This is a genomic window from Kitasatospora sp. NBC_01560 (assembly GCF_045208415.1).
Taxonomy (GTDB): domain Bacteria; phylum Actinomycetota; class Actinomycetes; order Streptomycetales; family Streptomycetaceae; genus Kitasatospora.
In genome coordinates this window covers 163,584-180,504 of record NZ_CP109364.1, presented here as the reverse complement: position 1 = coordinate 180,504, position 16,921 = coordinate 163,584, and the positions used below count along the sequence as shown (strand labels likewise).

22 protein-coding genes and 1 pseudogene are annotated in these 16,921 nt (G+C 70.9%); 15 read left to right on the top strand and 8 right to left on the bottom strand.

Annotated elements, in window-relative coordinates:
• Positions 1–1,022 precede the first annotated feature (1,022 nt).
• From OH807_RS00845 to OH807_RS00830, 4 genes are all read right to left on the bottom strand, one after another.
• Positions 1,023–1,373, bottom strand: coding sequence for a hypothetical protein (locus OH807_RS00845; protein ID WP_406192394.1), 351 nt, complete (start codon positions 1,371–1,373; stop codon positions 1,023–1,025).
• A gap of 33 nt (positions 1,374–1,406) precedes the next feature.
• Positions 1,407–1,565, bottom strand: a complete 159-nt coding sequence (locus OH807_RS00840; protein WP_406192391.1) for a hypothetical protein — start codon at positions 1,563–1,565, stop codon at positions 1,407–1,409.
• Positions 1,566–1,994: 429 nt separating this feature from the next.
• Positions 1,995–2,282, bottom strand: a complete 288-nt coding sequence (locus tag OH807_RS00835) for a hypothetical protein (protein ID WP_406192388.1) — start codon at positions 2,280–2,282, stop codon at positions 1,995–1,997.
• A gap of 857 nt (positions 2,283–3,139) precedes the next feature.
• The gene (locus OH807_RS00830; RefSeq protein WP_406192385.1) at positions 3,140–3,772 is read right to left on the bottom strand and encodes a hypothetical protein; all 633 of its coding nucleotides are present in this window, start codon (positions 3,770–3,772) and stop codon (positions 3,140–3,142) included.
• On the opposite strand from OH807_RS00830, the gene OH807_RS00825 reads away from it, so the two are divergent.
• The 13 genes and pseudogenes from OH807_RS00825 to OH807_RS00765 all read left to right on the top strand — a co-directional run bounded on the left by OH807_RS00825 (position 3,771) and on the right by OH807_RS00765 (position 14,616).
• Positions 3,771–4,577 (top strand): class I SAM-dependent methyltransferase, encoded by an 807-nt coding sequence (locus OH807_RS00825; protein WP_406192382.1) that lies wholly within the window; start codon positions 3,771–3,773, stop codon positions 4,575–4,577. The two genes, OH807_RS00830 and OH807_RS00825, sit on opposite strands and share 2 nt — an antisense overlap.
• A 915-nt stretch (positions 4,578–5,492) precedes the next feature.
• Positions 5,493–5,849 carry a hypothetical protein gene (locus tag OH807_RS00820; protein ID WP_406192379.1) on the top strand — a complete coding sequence of 119 codons (357 nt, stop codon included), beginning with the start codon at positions 5,493–5,495 and terminating at the stop codon, positions 5,847–5,849.
• Between the two features lie 121 nt (positions 5,850–5,970).
• Positions 5,971–6,117 (top strand): hypothetical protein, encoded by a 147-nt coding sequence (locus tag OH807_RS00815; RefSeq protein WP_406192376.1) that lies wholly within the window; start codon positions 5,971–5,973, stop codon positions 6,115–6,117.
• A gap of 3 nt (positions 6,118–6,120) precedes the next feature.
• On the top strand, positions 6,121–7,002 hold the full coding sequence (locus OH807_RS00810; RefSeq protein WP_406192373.1) for a hypothetical protein: 882 nt from the start codon (positions 6,121–6,123) through the stop codon (positions 7,000–7,002).
• A gap of 72 nt (positions 7,003–7,074) precedes the next feature.
• Positions 7,075–7,512 carry a hypothetical protein gene (locus OH807_RS00805; protein WP_406192370.1) on the top strand — a complete coding sequence of 146 codons (438 nt, stop codon included), beginning with the start codon at positions 7,075–7,077 and terminating at the stop codon, positions 7,510–7,512.
• A gap of 95 nt (positions 7,513–7,607) precedes the next feature.
• Positions 7,608–8,396, top strand: a pseudogene (locus OH807_RS00800) (transposase); the annotation flags it as partial.
• 772 nt (positions 8,397–9,168) lie between these two features.
• Entirely contained in the window at positions 9,169–9,666 is a 498-nt protein-coding gene (locus OH807_RS00795) for a hypothetical protein (protein ID WP_406192367.1), read from the top strand.
• A 167-nt stretch (positions 9,667–9,833) separates the two neighbouring features.
• On the top strand, positions 9,834–10,091 hold the full coding sequence (locus OH807_RS00790; RefSeq protein ID WP_406192364.1) for a hypothetical protein: 258 nt from the start codon (positions 9,834–9,836) through the stop codon (positions 10,089–10,091).
• Positions 10,092–10,898: 807 nt separating this feature from the next.
• Positions 10,899–11,357 carry a WXG100 family type VII secretion target gene (locus OH807_RS00785; protein WP_406192361.1) on the top strand — a complete coding sequence of 153 codons (459 nt, stop codon included), beginning with the start codon at positions 10,899–10,901 and terminating at the stop codon, positions 11,355–11,357.
• Between the two features lie 76 nt (positions 11,358–11,433).
• Positions 11,434–12,540 carry an alpha/beta hydrolase gene (locus OH807_RS00780; RefSeq protein ID WP_406192358.1) on the top strand — a complete coding sequence of 369 codons (1,107 nt, stop codon included), beginning with the start codon at positions 11,434–11,436 and terminating at the stop codon, positions 12,538–12,540.
• A 94-nt stretch (positions 12,541–12,634) separates the two neighbouring features.
• Entirely contained in the window at positions 12,635–13,099 is a 465-nt protein-coding gene (locus OH807_RS00775; RefSeq protein ID WP_406192355.1) for a hypothetical protein, read from the top strand.
• 263 nt (positions 13,100–13,362) lie between these two features.
• Positions 13,363–13,983 (top strand): hypothetical protein, encoded by a 621-nt coding sequence (locus OH807_RS00770; protein ID WP_406192352.1) that lies wholly within the window; start codon positions 13,363–13,365, stop codon positions 13,981–13,983.
• Positions 13,984–14,103: 120 nt separating this feature from the next.
• On the top strand, positions 14,104–14,616 hold the full coding sequence (locus OH807_RS00765; RefSeq protein WP_406192349.1) for a hypothetical protein: 513 nt from the start codon (positions 14,104–14,106) through the stop codon (positions 14,614–14,616).
• Positions 14,617–14,774: 158 nt separating this feature from the next.
• On the opposite strand, the gene OH807_RS00760 is transcribed toward OH807_RS00765, so the two are convergent.
• The 4 genes from OH807_RS00760 to OH807_RS00745 are packed head-to-tail and all read right to left on the bottom strand — an operon-like array spanning position 14,775 to position 16,066.
• Positions 14,775–15,026: a hypothetical protein gene (locus OH807_RS00760; protein ID WP_406192346.1), complete on the bottom strand. Its 252-nt coding sequence runs from the start codon at positions 15,024–15,026 to the stop codon at positions 14,775–14,777.
• Positions 15,027–15,059: 33 nt separating this feature from the next.
• Positions 15,060–15,188, bottom strand: coding sequence for a hypothetical protein (locus OH807_RS00755; protein ID WP_406192343.1), 129 nt, complete (start codon positions 15,186–15,188; stop codon positions 15,060–15,062).
• On the bottom strand, positions 15,185–15,340 hold the full coding sequence (locus OH807_RS00750) for a hypothetical protein (RefSeq protein ID WP_406192340.1): 156 nt from the start codon (positions 15,338–15,340) through the stop codon (positions 15,185–15,187). Before OH807_RS00750 ends, OH807_RS00755 begins: the two co-directional genes overlap by 4 nt.
• A gap of 60 nt (positions 15,341–15,400) precedes the next feature.
• Entirely contained in the window at positions 15,401–16,066 is a 666-nt protein-coding gene (locus OH807_RS00745) for a hypothetical protein (RefSeq protein WP_406192337.1), read from the bottom strand.
• 64 nt (positions 16,067–16,130) lie between these two features.
• Here OH807_RS00745 and OH807_RS00740 point away from each other — a divergent pair, with 64 nt between their 5' ends.
• Together OH807_RS00740 and OH807_RS00735 are read left to right on the top strand one after the other, a co-directional pair.
• The gene (locus OH807_RS00740) at positions 16,131–16,619 is read left to right on the top strand and encodes an RICIN domain-containing protein (protein ID WP_406192334.1); all 489 of its coding nucleotides are present in this window, start codon (positions 16,131–16,133) and stop codon (positions 16,617–16,619) included.
• A gap of 9 nt (positions 16,620–16,628) precedes the next feature.
• A complete protein-coding gene (locus OH807_RS00735) occupies positions 16,629–16,799 on the top strand; it encodes a hypothetical protein (RefSeq protein WP_406210611.1) in 171 nt (56 codons plus the stop codon).
• Positions 16,800–16,921 lie beyond the last annotated feature (122 nt).

The window sequence follows — 16,921 nt, the reverse complement described above, 5'->3', positions numbered from 1 at the left end:
TGCCGATTCTGGAGGAACGCGACCGCAGGTGCGGTCGGATTCTCACGGATCGGGGGGCGTCATGACGGGCCATGGCCATGGCCATGGCCATGGCCATGGGCACGGTGGCACCGGCTCAGGTCCGGCAACTGGCAGCAGGCGGCGGAGGACCGCCGCCGTCGGGAGGAGCTGGCCCGCCGTCACCGCGAGGCGGAGGAGTACCGACGTCGCGGACTGTGGGAGGAGGAGCAGCGCCGCCAGCAGGAAGCGGAAGCCCGGGAGCGTCGGGCGAGGGAAGAGGAAGCCGAAGCAGGCGCTGTCGGGGACGGCGTCGAGGAGGAGTAGCGGCGGTTCTGTCAGCCTTGAGCTGCTGCCGTCTGCTGTGCCTGGCTGTGGTCCTGGTGGTCGTGCTGCTGTCTGGGGGTGGCTGTGGGGGTTCCGGCCGTCGTGGGGTGATTACGAGGCAATCACTCCGGTCCCGGTTGCGGCGGGGGGCGTCTCCCTCGGGGCCGCAGGGCGGCCGCCTCCGCCCGCGGTTCGTGCCGGGCCGGGGATGCAGGCCCGGCCCCGCCCGGCGGCCCCTGTTCGCCGGCCCCGGTCCTTGGTGGGCTGCGTCCGCCGGTCCCGACCCCCGGGGGGGCTGCGCCCGGTGGTGGTCGGGGTGGTGGGTGTTCTCTGCTCCCGGACGCCGCCCGCCTCCCCGGTCAGGCCCTTCGTCGGGCGGCGTCGAACACCGTGGCCCGGCGGGCGCTGTGCGATCTCGCCCTGCACGGCCTGGTTGCCTCCGACGGCAACACCAAGGCCGGGCACAAGACCTGGCGGCTGGAGGGCACGGCCGGGCTGGATGCGGCCGGGCAGGTGCTCGGCCTGCCCCGCGCCCCATGGTTCCATCGCCCGGGGCGCCGGGCGCTCGGGTGCGCAGCACGCGATGGCCGTCAACGAGACCGTGCTCGCCTTCGTCCTGGGCGGCACCGCCGACGCCATGGCCGTCGGCTGGACGGAAGGAGTACTCGGCCGCGCACAGCAGAGCTCTTCAACAACTTCTACCCCGCCAGGCCGATTATCTGGCCCAGCCAGCTTTTTTCGGAGTCGATGCCGGCCTCAACATCGCCTCGGCCCAAGAACTCATCGAGGCACTGTCGGCTGAAGAGAACGCCATGATCCGGCGCGAGCGTCACCGCCGCCGAGAATCGAGAGCCCGACGGGGAGCGCAGGTGGGAGAGCACCTGCGCGGCGAAGTCCGAGACCTCGTCCCTGGTGAGGTGGGCGGTGTCATCGGCTGACAGCGATGAGCACCAGTCGGCGGTGACCCGCCAGCTGTCCTCACCGGCCTGAACCAGCTCCAACCAGGCTCCACCGCTGCCGGGGCGTATCTGCGGCGTTTCCATCGCCATGCCCTCCAGCCCTCGCACCCTGGGCCCGCGATCTTACAGAGGCGGCTCCTGCAGGCCGCCGGCCCCGCCACCGCGGACGACCACGCCTGGACCGCCGCCGTGGGCCTCCCCGGCCTCGGCCTTGCCGCGGCCGCCGGCTACGGCCTCGACCTGTGCCGCCTCGTGGTCGCCGACCACCCCGGTGACCACCACCTCGAAGTCATCACCTCGAAGTCATCGCCGCCCTCGCCACCGCCTGCCCCGTCGTCCTCACCTCCACCCCCGCCAACCCGGCACCGCGCGCCCTGGACCGCCTCGCCGCCCACCTGCGCCGCACCGGCACGGTCCTCCTCACTCCCGGCCCCTGGCCCGGCGCCCGGCTGCGCTTTCAGGTGAGCGCCGGGCGGTGGTTCGGGCTGGGGGACGGGCACGGGCAGCTGGGCCGGCAGGCGGGTGCAGGTGAGTGTGTCCGGGCGGCGCTCGGTGCCGCGGCCGCGTACGGCGGAACTGTGGCTGCCGGACGCTTCCGTCGCTGTCGCCTTGCCGGAGGACCGCGCTGTCGTCGAGAGGCCATGGACGGGCATGGCCCTCGCCGTCCCGGCCGAGGGCTCCCCGGGCACGCCCCTTCGCGGCTCTCGTGCCTCAATCGATGCGGATCGAGGTCACTATGTAGGTGCGCACCTCGTTGCGGGTGCGCTCGGCGAGCGTCGAGTCCGTCGAGTAGGCGCTCACCGTCATCCAGGTGTTTCCGCCCTGCGGGACGCAGACGATGTTGGCGATCACGTCGTTGTTCCCGCCGATCACCTGGTAGTCGCCGTCGCCGGCGAGGTCCCAGATCTGGAAGCCCCGCTCCCTCAGCGCGCTCTGCGCCAGGCCGAGGCAGTAGCCGAGGGTGTCGTTCTTCGTGAAGGTTCCCCAGTGCACGTACATCCGTGTGTCCCTTTCGTCCGCGGGTCGCGGGCCGTTGCTCCGGCCCGTACACCGAGGATCGGGCGGCCGACGTCCCGAGGGCACGGGGCCGGAGTCCCGTTCCGGCCCCGCGTCGTGTCCCGGTCCGGTCCGGTCCGGTCCGTCCTGGCGGGGCGCCGCGCAGTGCCGCATCAGGCAACGTTTGCCCTGGTGCGGGTCCTGCCGCTGCTGCGAGGTTGAGCGGCCTCCGACCGGCACTTCTCGTGAGCCCGGCAGGAATTGTGGGGTTCGTCCTCCGAGGCGTCGAGCCCCCACGCCGGCAACGCCCGCCCCAGTACGTCCGCGCCCACCCCGCACAAGCCGGCCCACCCCGCACAAGCCGGCCAGTACCCGCCGCCCGGCCACATCCACCAGCACCTCGGCATCCGCCCGCCACACACCGCCCTCATGCCGCGGGCGGTGACCGTGCCACTGCCAGGCCGGCAGCAGGGCGGCATCGTCCAAGCCGTAGCGGCCGGCGACTGGCCGGGCAGGGCCGGCCGTCGGCTCGCCGCCCGTCCCGGCCTGCCTGGTTCTGCTGGTGCGGCCGGCCGCGGTGCTGCCTGTCGTCGGTTCGGCCGGTGCTCGGCTGCTCCGTCGCATGGTTGGGTCGCGCTGCCTGCCTGCCTGCCTGCCTGCCTGCCTGCCTGCCTGCCTGCCTGCCCGCCCGCCCGTTCCGGGCCGGGCTGTTCCGGCGCACGGCCGCGGGCCGGATGGTGCCCGCTTGGTGCTCGCCGGTGCCCGGCCGCTGTGGACAGGGCTCCAGAAACGACTTGTCTTCCCGACTCGCGGGCGATGTCCGGCGATCTGACCGACTGTTGGGCATCAGTTCGGACGTGTCATGGGGCCCAGGATCCGGGCAGTTCCAGCGAAGGGTTGCCGACGATCGTCGGCGGCCGGCGGGAGTGCCACTTTGCACCGTCCTTCTGGCCGTGCAGCGGCACGGTAGCCGGCTCGTAGCGGGCGTCCAACGCGTCGAGTTCTGCCTGTCGCTCCACCCGGATCCTGTCGGTGAACTCGGGCCATGCCTCCGCCGGCCAGGCACGGCAGCGAAGCATTTGCTCGTACTCCCGGACGAGCTCGGCCTCGAACCCCTCCTCAATACCGGCCGATCTGGCCCTTGACGCCACATGGGCGCCGCCGGTGCCGGGCTGTCCGGCTTGTCCTTCCGCCCGTGTCCGGTCGGTGGTCGGCTTGTCCCGTTCTGGTGTGGGGTCGCGGCGCTGCGCGCTCGGCTGCTTTGCCGCCCGGCCCGCCTGTCGCCGGGGGGCGTCGCCGCTCGCCTGCCGCTCGCTCAGCCGGTTGTCGTCCCGTTGCTGCCTGTGCCGGCTGTTGCTGGGTCGGGTTGCTTTGTTGGCGGCGTGGTCCGGGGGCTGGTGGTAGTACCGTTCCGGGGACGGCCTGTAGTACCGGAAGGATCCCGTGAACGCGACCGAACTGACAGCGAAGGTACCCTCGATCGCGGCTGTCATGGCCACTGCCGGCGTGTCTCCCGGAATCCAGCCGGCGCAGACCCGTTACCGGGCCGCACTCGTCTCCGGGTGGGACATTCCGGCGGGAGCGTCGGTTCTGGAGGTCGGTTGCGGACAGGGTGACACCACGGCTGTCCTTGCCGAGGCCGTCGGTCCGCGGGGCCGGGTGGTTGCCGTCGACATCGCCGATCCCTCGTACGGTGCCCCGGTCACCCTGGGTGAGTCGGCGGAACACCTCGAGGCGACGCCGCTGGGCTCCCGCATCGACTTCCGCTTCGGCCTGGACGTCCTCGACGAGGCGGTCACCTTCCCCGAGGGCGGGTTCGACCACGTGGTCCTGGCGCACTGCTCCTGGTACTTCGGCTCCCTGGACCAGCTCGCGGCCACCCTCGTCCGGGTCCGCCGCTGGGCGCGGAACCTGTGTTTCGCCGAGTGGGACATCGAACCCTGCTCGGCCGGACAACTGCCCCACCTGCTCGCCGTCCTGATCCAGGGCCAGATCGAGGCGGGCGGCTCGCGGGGCGAGGGCAACGTGCGTACGCCGTTCTCGCGCGAGAGCCTGCTGCGGATCCTCCCGGCGACAGGCTGGAACCCCGCCTCGGCGCAGCCGGTCGACACGACCGCCCTCCAGGACGGCGACTGGGAGGTGGACGCCTGCACGGCGCTGCTCGACGACGCGCACCGGATGGCCCAACTTCCGAAGGCTGTAAGGGAGTTGGTGCTGAGCCAGGGGGACGTGCTCCGGTCCCTGGCGAAGCGCCACGGCAACACGCCGCTGCCGGCCTACTCATTGACCGCCCGCTGACCGCCCGGGCGAGCGGGTCCGAACCGGCATTGTCTGTCGGCTGTCCCCGGGTCGTCCTCGGGGGCCGGGCCGTTGGAGGGTCGGAGTGCGCCGTCCGCGACCTCCGGATCGAGCGCACCGTCGACCTGTCGCTCAACCCCGCCGGGGCACCGTTCGCTCGGCACATGGTCCACGGGCCTTCGATGCCGGTGATCGTGCGCGACGGTTCGCGCAGCTGGGCGATACGCCGGCCCGGCTCGGCCGTCGGCGGCCGCGGTGGTGCTCGCAGCCGGCCTCCGGCAACCGCTCGCGAGCTTGGTCGACGTCGTTCACGCCCCCGTACACGACCGGGCTGCCGTCCCGGGGGTTGCGCTCGTCGTCGACGGGGTGGAAGCCGACCTCGATCCCGGCCGGTCTCCACCCGGGCGTAGACCGCCCCGGTGTCGCTGACGTCTTATCTTCACGGGGGTCTTCAGGAGTTCACCCCACCACCGGCCGACGCCTCGGGGTTCACGGCGAAAGTCATCACGGTACGGACGCTGTTGAACACGATCCCACCTCCGGGGATGGATTGGTCTTGCTCTGTCGGGGTCTGCACGGACCGGTCGGCAGCGCGGGTAGCCGACCGGATCGTCGGGGCCGTCCTCGCGGGCTCAGGGGCCCTGGCCGGCCCCGGGTTGGCCGGGTTCGGCCCCGAGTGCCAGCCCTCCGCCCTTCGTCCTGTGCCGGTACGGGATCATGCGGCCTCGTTGGCGGCTGACGGTACGACAACGGCCCTCCAGGGGCGCGGGAGGTTGCCGGCAATCGCCGTGGTGAAGTCTGGGTGAGCCGCCTGGACGGCCTCCGGGTACACGGTACGCGCCGCCTTCTACCTCAGGAGCGCACTCCCGCAGTCCCGCGACCAGCTCCCGTCCGGCCTGCTCGCGCCCGCCCCGGTTGTCCCTGCTCGTCGAGCGCTGCTGGTTCGACGCCGAGCCGGTCACCGGGAATCCCGCTGGGGTCGAGGCCGGGCGCTGCCTGCGCCTGTACCCGGGTAATCGCGCGCTTGCGTTGCTGGCCCGCGGCACCTGGCTGCCCTACGGGGACCTGTTCCACTACGCGCATTCGGCGCACTCCGCTGTCCGGTGGGACTCCCTGCCGGCGCTGGACCGCGCCATTGGAGTGCCGCACTACTCCCCGGCCGGGCTGCTGGTGGGCGAACCTGCGGTGATCGGCCACCACTGGAGCTCCCTGCACACCGGTGTCCCCGCGGGGCTGGGGCGGGATCGGTGTCTGGGTGGGCGGCCTGTTTGAGCTTCATGGGCGCGGTCCTGGCGGACTGTCGCAGAGGTTGCGGTTGGGCGTCTTCCGGCGTACGCGGCGGGCGGCGTTGGAATCATGGGCGTGACCGTTGTCGTCCAGGGGGGCTTCTTCGATGAACGCGTTAGACGATCTGGCATCTTCCGTGGTCCAGCTGCTGGCCAGCGCCGGTACGGCGGCCGCGACCGGCGCGGGTACTTCCGCCGCGGAGCTGGTGGGGGATCTGGTCCGCGGCCGCCTCGCGAGTGCGGGGCAGAGCTAGGCGGTGACCGCGTTCGAGTCGGCCCCGCAGGGGCCGGCCGTCCAGGCCGGACTGCACAGTGCCCTGGTGGCCGTGCTTGCCGCCGACCAGCCTCTTGCCGCCTACCTCAGCAGCGTCGTGCCCGTCCCGGAACCGGCCACCGGGCCGAGCGCGGTGACACCCGTGAACGCCGCCTCCGGAGGCGGCGTCACCATCCAGGGCAGCGGGAACAAGGTCCGGGGCAACTTCGCCGGCCGCGACCAGATCATCAACAACATCCGCCACGGTGATGTCCGAACCATCGCCGTCGTCGTCCTGGTCGTCGTGGTCCTGCTGGCCGCCGCCGTCTACGGGACCGGCTGCCTGCTCGAAGACTCCCAGGACACGGTCAGGGCGCTGAACGACGTCCGCACGGTCGAAGCGGTCCTGCCCGACCCGCCGAGCCTGCTCCCCGACTGGGACACCAACCCCAACCCGGGCTACCAGCCAAGCACGACGCCGGGAAAGGACTGCAAGGACCAGGTGGCCGAGTTCTGCCGCGGCATGCTCAGCACCTCGACCGCGAACTTCATCAAGGACCACGACGCGCACAGCAGGCTGTCCTTCACGGTGTCGGCCTACTCGTCCGTGAGTCAGGTCGCAGCTGTGTACGCCCTGACCATCAAGGGCGACGTGGGCACCGGCGATGTGTCGATGTCCGCCGACCAGATCCGCAACCGCAAGAAGCTGGGCGCCCGCGGTGGCCGTCCGCCGAAGTTCGACAAGGCCGACTACCGCGAGCGCCACGCGGTCGAGTGCGGGATCAATCGCCTCAAGCGCCACCGGGCGGTGGCCACGAGATACGACAAGCTCGCCGTCCGCTACGAGGCCACCGTAACGATCGCCGTCATCAACGAGTGGCTCTGACCTTGCTCGCCAAGCGCGGTCAGCGAGAAACGCGGTACCGCTGCAGCTAGCCAGGCATTTAGCCTGTGGCGCATGCATCAGCCCCGAAGGCGCGACCGGCGCCTGGCTCGCCGTGTGCCGTCGGAGCCGGCCCAGCGCCAGGCGTTCCGATTCACGGCCGTGGGCGCCGATGTTGTCCTGGTTGGCTACTTCTCTGCGAAGCAGAAGGACTTCGAAACGCTCATGGCGTCGGCGTCCACAGAACTGGCAGCGCGCGGCGCCCGGGTCGTCGTGCAGATGGTGCAACGACGGGGCGTCTCGGACGGCGGGGTCCAGAAGATGGGTCTGCCCTACTCCTCGCGGACTCTGCTGAGCTACGGAAAGGTCCGCGAGGTGGCTCAGGCCTGTGACCAGGCCAACGCTGACGCAGTGATCTTCGTTGCCTCCTTGACCGAGCGCCAACAGCGCGCGCTGACAGACATGCTTGGCCGCCCCGCCGTGAGTCTTTCCGACATCCTCGCTGCCGACTGACCGCTCACTCGAAGCGGGCTTTTGAAACACGCCCTAGCCTGCGCGTTTCATTCGGGGTCGCGTCCGGATCATGATCGGAAAAGCGAAAGTGCCTTCTGAGCTGCAACGATGAGGCTTGTCTAAGGTCCCAGCCGTACCAGCAGGAAGGCACTTTCTGCGTGCACCCTACCCGGTCCCGACCCAAGCTCGTCGTCAGCGCCGACGGGCACGGGGTGGTCAGCCACGCCGGCTCGCGTCTGCTGGCGGATCTGGCCGACGCCACCACGCTGACCAACGCCTTCAGCGACGCCCTGCGCCGACTGCGGCCGCGCGGGACCGGGCACGATCCCGGCCGCGTCGCGGTGGACCTGGCGGTGATGCTCGCCGACGGCGGCGAGGCGATCCGGGACCTGGCCGTGCTACGAGACCAGGGCGACGTGTTCGGTCCGGTCGCCGCCACCTCCACCGCATGGCGGGTGCTGGCAGGTATCAGCCCGGCTGCCTCGGCCGCGCTGCGAACAGCCCGGGCCCAAGCGCGCGAGGTCGCCTGGCCGCAAGCGGACGAGACCGGACGCGCCCTGCCTCCAGCGCACGCCGGAGGGCGTCAACTGCCGGGCCTGGTCCTGGACATCGACGCCACACTGGTCACCTGCCACTCCGAGAAGGAAGAGGCCGCCGCGACCTACAAGCGCGGCTTCGGCTACCACCCGATGCTCCGCACAGTCTCGGCCGTCCACTGCACCGCCCACGACTACCGGGATCCGGGCAAGCCCCGCATCGCCTGGAACGACGAACAGGCCCGGGCCGATCTCGTGGACGCCTTGGTCGGCGACGCACTGCTGCTGCTCGCGCATCTGCCCGAGCAGCAGCTCGGGGAGAAGGCCGCCAACGCGGTCGGTCTGCTGGATCGTCGGAGGGGAAGAAATGAACAGGGGTACTTCTCGAATTGCTGGCGCGGTCGTCGGTGTGGGAACTCTGCTGGCGCTGGCGGCGCCGCAGGCGACGGCGGCCACCGCGCCCGCCACCGGACCGGTCCCGGCGTCGGCGACGACGGTGCAGCTTCCGGCCGGCGCGGTGCCGGAACACTGGACGATCGACCGCAAGGCGCCGGGGTGAAGCTCTCGCCCGGCGGCGCGGCGGCCGGCTCCCAGGGGGTGCAGGAGTCGACCACGGACAACGCGTGGCTGCAGACCCGCAACTCGAGGTACCAGGGGCAGACCTGCGGAACGAACCGGGTGGACATCGTCACCGGCCAGGGCCCGATGACCCTGTCGCTGTCCCAGAGCCGGGCCGTGGCCAGCCAGTGGTCGGCGAGTGTGTCGGTCGCCGCGTGGAAGGTCACCGGTACCGTCGGGTTCAGCGTCACGGACACCGCCACCAACACCGAGACCGGCACGTATGCCGTCCCGGACGGCAAGTTCGGCACCCTGGAGGCCTACCCGCTGTTCGACCACTTCACCTTCGAGATCTACGACACCTCGGTCGGCGGCCGCTACGTCGGCGGCGGCGACGCCTACCACCCGGTAGGCTTCTGCTACAACCACTGGGCCAACTAGGAGAGTTCAGCACATGCGGCAATCGAGTCGGCTCGCGAGCACGGTACTCCTCACGGCCGGACTCGCGACCGCATGCACCAGCGGCGGTACCCCGACTCAAGGTGGAGACGGGCCATGGACGTTGGACGGCCTCGTCGCCACCTCCGTCGACGCGCCGATCCAGCGCAGCATCGATGCCCCACCGTCCACGGGGGTCGCGAAGATCCTGGGCACAGCCGGGATCGCAGGCACCGACGTGATCCTCTCGCTGAGGGACGGAACCTGCCAGGTGGCGCTCCTACCGACCTCGCTCTCGGAGCCGACCGCCGCAGCTCCGGCATCCGTCGGGTCGCCGCGGCCTGCCGGCCACGCCTTCTCGGACACCCATCAGGAATTCCCCGGAAAAATTCTCGACGGGAAATATACTGCGGCGTCCACCCGGTTGGATCCCTTCCAATTTGCAACCGTCGGATGCTCGGAAAAGGCAATGGCGGTCAAAATAGAAGGGACCGGAGGATCTGTACCGGTAAAGAAGTCGGGTGATTCGCTGCACCTGTGGCGAGAAGGTCAGGGTACTGTGTTTATCGTCGGCCTCCCTGAAGCCATCCACTGGCCGGCCCCGGAACAGAGCTCCTCCTGACTGCACGTGAGGGTGCCCGCTGGTAGCGGGCACCCTCACGGAGTCCGGGAACCCAGCCCGTCGTCCGCTCGCTCCCGGCGGCCTCACCTTGTCCGACCCGGACCGCCAGACCTGAGTAGCTACCACCACCGGTAACGCGACCGTCCTGCGGCGGGTACAACAGCGGCGTGGAGAAGTTCGGCAGCAAGGTCATGAAGAACCAGCGGACCGTGAAACAGATGGCGGAGCGGATCGCCGACCTGGAGGTCAAAGTCATCGAGTTGAGCGTCCGCCCGCCCGCCGCAAGTGCCTGGAATGCGGCCGCGGGTGCCCGGTCACCGCTCACACATACGGCGACATCGCCCACCCCGTTCGAACACCCCGGGACGCCCCGCCCCGGCCAATCGCTCATCCTCCCGGCACTACGGGCCGCCCGCCAGGGCTGACGAACACCGGGTGCGCGTCCCACCGGCTGGCCTGGCGTGGCGGCCACCGTGCACCCGGCCAGGCCTGGCTGCATGGCGGACCAAGGCGTCCTCCCCGCCCGGGAAGGCCCAGGCTGACGCCTGGGCCTTCCGCTTGGCCGGGCCGAGGGACCAGGCGTCGGGACCGCCAGCTCCACACGGCGCATGCCTCTTCGCGGACTCGCAGGCCGAACGGGGTCTTCGACCCGTCGAGGTGGCCGCCGCGGGCCAGGACGAGGAGCGCGATCCGGCGGATGTTCGCCGGCGCCTCCTCCGGCAGTTGTCCGTCCGGTAACCGGCCCCTGGGGCCCAGTGGCCGCCTCGACGGACTGGGGGCGGGGCGGTGGTGCCGGGACCGCTTCCGCGGCGTCAGGGCGGGGCGACGCGCCGGTGAAGCGCCATTTGAGTGTTCGAGCGGATGCGCAGCGTATGGTGGTGTCGGATTTTCGGTGCGGTTGGGTACCGCATCGGGTTTTGACTCTGGGGGAGTTTGCGTTGGCTGACGTCAACGTCGTTCTGCAGGAGCTGCATGCGTCGGCGCAGGTGGTGAGGGGGCTCGCGGAGGACCTGGGCACTCCTGTTCAGGCCGCGCTGGCCTCGGCCACGACGACGGGTGGGCAGCTCGCGGGCTGGTCGGTCTCGGCGGGGCTCGGGCAGTTGGGGTGCGCCACTCGCGGCGCTCCAGGAGCGGATCACGGCCACGGGCAACAACCTCGACGCGAACGCCGATGCCCACCGCCACACCGAGCAGGCTGTGGCCGGTGCCTGGAGCCAGCAGGGGGCCAAGCAGTGAGCAACCTCTACGAGCTGCTGCTGAAGTTCGACCCGCAAGGGCTGCGTGACGTCGCGAAGAACTGGAAGGCGCTGGCGCACACGGCGGAGATGGTGGGCTCGCGTCATCGCAACCAGGTGAACGGGCCCCTTCACCAGCACTGGGAGGGCGCCGATGCGCAGGCGGCGTTTCCGTTCATGGCGCGTACCGAGCAGCAGCTGGACGTGGTCCGGGTGGAGGCGGAGACGGTCGCGCTGACGCTGAACACGGTCGCCGACCGGATGTACCAGGCGCAGACGAACCTGACGAACGCGGTGCACCGTGCGCAGGACTGCGGCCTGACGGTCTCCGCGGACGGGAGGGTCGACCTTGCGCCGGAGCGCCCGGAGGACCGCAACGACCCGGACGCCCAGAGCGCCCGGCGCAACCTCATGGGTCTCAAGGCCGGATACCAGACGCGGTCGACCAGGCGCTGAAGGACGCCCAGACGGCGAGCGACCAGGGCAACACCGCCCTCGGCGCCTGAGCGGGGACATCCTGAACGGTCAGCGGGTGAACGGGGCCGTCGCCGAGACGCGCACCGACGCCGCGGACGTGATGAAGGACCTGGGCCTGGCCGACTCCTACATTCCGGACGGCAAGGACCCGAAGAAGAACGCCGAGTGGTGGAACAGTCTCGCGCCCGGTCAGCAGGAGACCTACCTTGCCCTGGACGCGGCCAGGATCGGGAATCTGGACGGCCTGCCGGCCACCGTCCGGGACGAGGCCAACCGGCTCGTGCTCGACCAGAAACTCGATGCCCTGCAGGCCGGCACCGCGGCCTCGTTCGGCCTCGACCAGGCGGCGTACGACAAGCGCAAGGCGGCACTGGCCGAGATCAAGAAGAAGCTGGAGGACACGGCCGATGCGAAGGACGAGCAGCACCAGATGTTCCTCCTGGGCATCGACCCCGAGGCCTACGGCGGGGACGGGCGCGCCATCGTCGCCACCGGCAACCCGGACAAGGCCACCCACACCTCCGTCTTCGTGCCCGGGACCAACACCGAGCTGCCAGGTGTCCCCGGCCAGATCGACCACATCCGCAAGCTTCAGAGGTATGCCGGCTCGTCCACGAAGGAAGGCGAGACCGTCGCGGTGATCTCCTACCTGGGCTACGACGCGCCGGAGAGCATCCCGAAGGCGGCGAACCCCATGCGCGGCCTCGATGCCGCCGACGACATGCGCCGCTTCTCCGACGGTCTCAGGATGGCGCACGGCGAACCGAAGACCCACCTCAGCTACATCGCCCACAGCTACGGCAGCTTCGCCGTCGGCGTCGCGGACAGCGAGAAGGGCGGCCTTCAGGCCGACGACATCGTGACTCTCGGCAGCCCGGGCATGGGAGTGCTGACCGCGGACCAGCTGACCGTCAGCCCGGACCACCTCTGGATCGGGGAAGCCACCGACGACGCCACCCGAATTGTTGGTGGGAGGTCCCTGGGACCCAGCCCGCACATCGTGGGATTCGGAGGCCACAACATCAACATCGACACCTCCGGGCACGGCGGCTACTGGGACGACGGCTCGCAGAGCGTGATCAACCAGGGCAAGATCATCGCCGGCCGGAAACCCACCACGACCCCCAAGGAAGACCCGATCTGGGGCTCGATCCCCCACTGAGCCCCCGCCGGGAGAACCCATGACCCGCCCGTCCGCCATGGCACTGAAGTACCTCGTGGCAGTGACCCTGACAGCCTCAAGTCTTGGAGCCTGTATGGCGAATCCCAACTCCGGCAAGGACGACCCCTTGCCGGTCAAGTCCCGCGACGACGCACTCACCTGGGCGCGACAGATCACCGAGCACCTGGCCCAGACCGCGGGCATCCAGATCAACGCCGAACCGGTCGACCCGTTTTACAGCCCCTGCGTTGGACGAAACGGAGAATCCGCACCCGACGACCGCTACACCCTGTTCTACGCAGTCCACAGCTACGTCCCGAACGGCCGGCACAATGACGTGGTGCGTAAGGCCAGGGACCTCCTCACGACCGAAGGTCTCAAGATCTCCGCCTACGAGGAGACGTCCACCGCCGCGCCGAGCTCGACCGTCACCGCGCGCCATCCCGAGAGCCGGTACGTCGTCGACGTCTCCAGCACCGCCGGCGACAACCGCATGGTCCTGGGCGTCACCACCCCCTGCCTGAAACCCCCCACCGGACCGAGCGCACCCGCCCCATGAACCCGGTCCCCCTCCACACCGCGGCCGGCCACGGCGCCGGTCTCCTGCCGCCGTCGGGGCCAAGTGGCTGCCGGGGGAGCCGTTCAGCCCGCTTGCTCACGTCCGGACGTTCCCGCAGCATCCTTTTGTTCAGACGGTCATTCGTATTCGGACATTGCCAAAGGTGATCCGGTCAGTCAGAGGATCCGTGGCACCTGAAGGCCGTTCGTTCGATAGTCATGTCTCTGACAGCCGGGGGGCTGTCAGATTGAAAGGGGAGGGACATGACGTACCGCAAGATCGCCACCGCGGTGGCGACTGCAGCACTGGCGATGTCGGGGGCACTGACGACGGCGCCCGTCGCATCGGCTGCCCCGGTGGACCAGGACGGGCCGACAGCGACCTCGGTCGAGGTGGGCCTGGTCTTCAAGGGCTACGACAAGGCGGTGGCCGAGGCCCACGGCTACACGATCAAGACCAGCCCGGCCGGCTTCGAGTACTCCGTGGTCAAGGACGCCACCCCCGAACAGGACACCGCCGCACAGGCGAAGGCCGCCCTCCGATGGGGCAAGACGGTGAAGAACACCGGCCAGAGCGTCCAGCCCATCCAGGAGGACTACTCGGACTTCATCTCGCCTTCCTGCGGAAAGGCCTGGTTGTCCGGCATCGCGGTGGGCAACCTCTCCGTCGACATCTCCACCGGCTTCGACTCAACGCCGGCGACGCCGCGATCTTCTACTACTGGAACATCTACCTCTCCGACGCGGGCGGCACCAGCCACCAGGACTTCGGGCCCTCCGGGCTTCTCGAGCGCCGAAGCTGGAGCGGCCACCGCACCGTCGGCGGCCTCAGCCCCAGCAACGGAAGGGCCTGGATCGACAGCTCCACCAGCTACGCCGCCCTGATCGACGGCGCCTACTGCTACCCCGGGCCGGTCACCGTCCACTACGGCATCAACTGACACACCACCATCGGGTCGGGGCGGGGCGCCTCGCGCACCCGGCCCGACCACCGGAAGGAACCCGATGATCCGCGTTCCCGGCCCGCTCGGGCCCCACCACCCCGACGGCCCCAATTGGGAGCGCACGCTGCGCGAGTTCGGCCGGCGCGTGGCCGTCCTCGCCCACCCCCACCCGGGCTGGAAGGCCCTGCACGGCCGCCAGGCCTCCGACGGCTTCCTCACCGACATCGACGTCCAGTACCACCAGGACGGCCGGCACCGCCTGCTGGTGCGCACCACCCGCCCCGTGCCGGCCGACGCCCGCGTCAGGCCCGCCTTCGCCCTCGACGGCTTCCTGCAGACCTACATCGCCAACCAGGCCGACGACGGCTCGCCGCCGCTCATCCTTCCCGATTTCGATGGGCCCGCGGTCCTCCACCTCGACGGCACCCCGGCCACCGCCACCGCAATCGCCCACGACGGCTACTTCGCCCTGAGCGCCACCCTCGGCACCGAGACCTTCGCCGTCGCCGGCACCGACGACCTGCGCACCATGGCCCACCACCTGGCCTTCCAACTCGCCGCAACACCTCGCTGACCGGGCCAAGCACCGGCCCGGCGTCCGCACGCCGCCGGCGACCTGAACTTCCTCGACCCGGACCGGCCGAGCTGAGCGGCTCCGGCAGCGTCACGCACGTCTGACAGCGAGCAGCTCGGCCTGGTCCTCGTCGTCGACGGCCGGGCTGCATCCAGCGGCTACCGGGTGGGTTCGGCGTCCTCGATGGCGGTGAGCAGGTGGGCGTGGACGGCTTCGGCGGCTTCGCGGGTGGCCGGGTCCGGGTCCTCCAGCTGCCCGGCGATCAGTGCGGCGGCCGCGGCGAGGACCGGCACCGGGACGGTTGCCGTCCGCAGGTGGAGAAGCTGGGCGGCGGCTTTCTCGCCGGGCGTCGTCTGAGTGCGGACGGTGGGGATCAGGGAGCCGATGCCGCGCGGCTGAGTGCTGGTCACCCAAGCCATTCTCCCGGTTGCGGGCCCTGCTGATCACCACGGCCAGGCGTCCTCGGTGCGTCCGGCGTCGGTGGCCCAGTCGGGCAGGAGCCGGCCCCGCACGGCCGCGGTGAGCTCCCGGCCGAGGTCGGAGACGGCCCGCCGCAGGGCGGTGCGGCTCACCCGGTGGCCGGTCCTGCCGGGCGGTCGTCGGTGGTGCCGTCGCCGTTCGCGCCGCCCAGGTCCTCAACCACGCGCAGGCTCAGCTCGGCGGCGATGCGGTGCAGGTGCTCCCACTGGCCGGTGTCCAGGCCGAGCGCCGGATCATCGGCCACCCGCAGCAGGGCGGCGGCCGCGATGCCCGGCCCGGCCGCGGCGAGCGCGTTGTGAAGGGCCTACGCGCACGCTTCCTCATCGCGGCCGCCCTGGTAGTGCAGGGCGGCCGCGAAAGCTGCGGCCGCGCTCTCGGCGACGCGCCGGTAGGCGAGGCAGTCGAGCGGATCGCCGTGCTCCTGGCCCAGGGTGCGTTGCCGGGGGACCGGCAGTGCGCGGGCGTCGCCGGCGGCGGTGGCGAGGCGGCCGGCCTCGGCGGCGCAGGCCACCTCGGCGAGCACCGTCAGCTCGCGCTCCAGGTCGCCGAGCACACAGGACGGAAGCGCCGCAGCGAGCGCGCACGCCGTCACCAGCGCGGCCCGCTCGCCGGCGTGGAGCTCGGGCAGGGTGCCGGTGGTGTGCGAGGCGCCGAGGACCACGTCCGCCGCCAGGGTGTAGCGCAGCTCTTCGGCCAGCAGGCCCTCGCTGCCGGGGATGATCTCGCGGCTGCTCGCCCAGGTGATCGCCTCGGCCACACGCCCCAACGCCCGGGCGTGCTCCTCCTCGCACTGACGGCCGGCCAGCTCCCGCACCCACGCGGCCGCAGCCTCTCCAGCGTCGCTGCCCCGGTGGAGCGCGGCCGGCAGGACGGGGTCGAGCGCCTGGTCGTCGGACCCGGACGCGAGCTCGTCCTCGGCCCGGTCGGGCGAGCAGGGCAGCGGCAGCCAGGACAGCGGAGAAGGCGTCACGCCGGTCCAACCTCCCGCCGGGTCGGACGGTCACGGGTGCGACAAGGCCGGCCTTGTCGCACCCGTGACCGTGCCGCACCTGGTGCGGTGCGGCACGCCCGCCATCGCCTGGCTGTTTCACCCCCGGGGGGAAACAGCGCTGGTCACAGGGCTCGACATCCCCGGTTCCTCGACGGACGACTGGGTCACCCCGACCACCTGGACGAACACCGGAAACCGTAACCAGGTTTTCGACCTGACAGCCACCCTGGGCGGCTGGAACCTTCGTGCTCAGCACAGTGGCAAATGCCTGGACGTGCCTGGTTCGAGCATGCAGACCGCCAGCCTCATCCAGTACTCGTGCACCGCGAACACGGCCAACCCGGCCATGGTGGGGGACATGGTCCGGCTCAACGAGGCCTTCCGTATCTGGGGTGATCACGGAAGGGGGTTCAGTATCACCCTGGCCCACTCCGGGATGGCCCTGACCGCTTCCGGCGGGGCCGGCTCGGCGGTGGTCCAGGCACCGAACACGGGTGCCGCCAACCAGGTGTGGGACCTCGTGCGGGCCTGAGCCGCGACCATCGGGGCGGACGGCGCCCCGGGCGCACCGCCGATGCGGGTCGCCATCGAGAGTGACCGGGTCCTCGTCATCACGTCCCTCGGTCGGACCAAGGGGCGGAACCTGCGCCACGACCCCCGGCCGATGCCGTCGACCGGATCCAGATCCACGGCCGGGCCGTCGAGTTCGTGACCCGGTCGCGGCCGTTCCTCTGCTGGGCGCTCACCCCGTCGTCGATCCGCTTCGGACACAGGTCGGGCACCGGGGAGTGGCCGAAGGCGGGGACGAGGCCCCACCGGCCGCGAAGTCACGGA

Bases quoted from the DNA above. Each gene is read 5' to 3' on its own strand.
- OH807_RS00830 (WP_406192385.1), bottom strand. From the start codon at position 3,772: ATGACAGCCGCGATCGAGGGTACCTTCGCTGTCAGTTCGGTCGCGTTC.
- OH807_RS00805 (WP_406192370.1), top strand. From the start codon at position 7,075: ATGCATCAGCCCCGAAGGCGCGACCGGCGCCTGGCTCGCCGTGTGCCG.
- OH807_RS00770 (WP_406192352.1), top strand. From the start codon at position 13,363: ATGACGTACCGCAAGATCGCCACCGCGGTGGCGACTGCAGCACTGGCG.
- OH807_RS00815 (WP_406192376.1), top strand. From the start codon at position 5,971: ATGAACGCGTTAGACGATCTGGCATCTTCCGTGGTCCAGCTGCTGGCC.
- OH807_RS00765 (WP_406192349.1), top strand. From the start codon at position 14,104: ATGATCCGCGTTCCCGGCCCGCTCGGGCCCCACCACCCCGACGGCCCC.
- OH807_RS00835 (WP_406192388.1), bottom strand. From the start codon at position 2,282: ATGTACGTGCACTGGGGAACCTTCACGAAGAACGACACCCTCGGCTAC.
- OH807_RS00825 (WP_406192382.1), top strand. From the start codon at position 3,771: ATGGCCACTGCCGGCGTGTCTCCCGGAATCCAGCCGGCGCAGACCCGT.
- OH807_RS00845 (WP_406192394.1), bottom strand. From the start codon at position 1,373: ATGGCGATGGAAACGCCGCAGATACGCCCCGGCAGCGGTGGAGCCTGG.
- OH807_RS00775 (WP_406192355.1), top strand. From the start codon at position 12,635: ATGGCGAATCCCAACTCCGGCAAGGACGACCCCTTGCCGGTCAAGTCC.